1 protein-coding gene is annotated in these 1,358 nt (G+C 73.0%); it reads left to right on the plus strand.

Annotated elements, in window-relative coordinates; all coding sequences use genetic code 11:
• Window positions 1–3: 3 nt before the first annotated feature.
• Window positions 4–1,358 (plus strand): MFS transporter (locus ADK67_RS08125; RefSeq protein ID WP_053715778.1); only part of this gene is annotated, 1,355 nt, incomplete at its 3' end.

Consider the following 1,358-nt stretch of genomic DNA (forward strand, 5'->3'; position numbering starts at 1 on the left):
GTCATGAACCCCGATCCCCGGCGCTGGTGGGCACTCGTCGTGCTCGCGGCGGCGCAGTTCATGGTCATCATGGACACCTCGATCATCGCTGTGGCGCTGCCGGACATGCAGCGCGAGTTGGGCTTCACCCCCGGCGGGCTCCAGTGGGTGTTCAACGCCTACGCGGTCGCGCTGGGCGGTCTGCTGCTGCTCGGCGGCAGACTTTCGGACCTCTGGGGCGCACGCAGGGTGTTCGCGGTCGGCTGGACGACGCTGATCGTCGGCTCGGTCGTCGCCGCCGCCGCGACCGGCGCGGGCGTCGAAGTCCTCGGCCGCGCGGTGCAGGGTGTGGGCGCGGCGCTGATCGCCCCGGCCGCGATGACGTTGCTCATGGTCTTGTTCGCCGGTCAGCCGCACGAGTTGCCGAAGGCGATGGCGTTCTACGGCGCGGCGGCGCCGGCGGGCGGCACCGCGGGCGTGTTCCTCGGCGGCGTGATCACCGAGTGGCTGAGCTGGCCGTGGGTGTTCATCATCTACATCCCCATCGGCCTGGTGACCCTCGCGCTCACCCCGAAGCTGCTCCCCGCCGTTCCCGGGCGCAGCGGTGGCCTGGACGTCGGCGGAGCGGTCGCGGTCACCGGCGGGCTCGCGCTGGCCGTCTACGCCATCGTGCAGGCGCCCGAACGCGGCTGGGCGTCGACCGCCACGCTCGTGCAGCTCGGCGCCGCGGCGGTGCTGCTGGTCGGGTTCCTGCTGGTGCAGCGTGCGGTGCGGAACCCGTTGATGCCGCTGAAGGTGTGGCGCACGCCCGACCTGGCGGCGGCGAACGTCGCGATGGCGCTGCTGGGCGCCGCGTGGATCCCGATGTGGTACTTCCTCAACCTCTACGTCCAGCAGGTGCTCGGGTTCGACTCGTTCGCCGGCGGCGCGGCGCTGCTCCCGATGACCGTGCTCATGACCGTGCTGATGACCACCGCCAGTGGACGGTTGATCGGCCGGTTCGGCACCAAGCCGCTGATCGTCGCCGGACTCGCCGTGCTCGCCGCCGGCCTGGGCCTGCTCGCCACCGCCGACCCGGACGGCAGCTTCGTCGCCGACGTCCTGCCCGGCTCGCTGATCTCGGCCGTCGGCATGGCGCTGGTCTTCATCCCCGCGACGATGGCCGCCATCGGCGGCGTCGCCCCCGACCAGGGCGGACTGGCCTCGGGCATCGTCAACACCACCTACCAGGTCGGCTCGGCGCTCGGCCTGGCCGCGATGACCGCGGTGGCCACCTCGCAGGGCGCCGACCGCCTCGGGGACGCGGTCGCGCTCACCGACGGCTACTCGGCCGCCTTCACCGGCGCCGCGCTGGTCGCCCTGGCCGCCGCCCTGCTGGC

Source organism: Saccharothrix sp. NRRL B-16348 (assembly GCF_001280085.1).
Classification (GTDB): domain Bacteria; phylum Actinomycetota; class Actinomycetes; order Mycobacteriales; family Pseudonocardiaceae; genus Actinosynnema.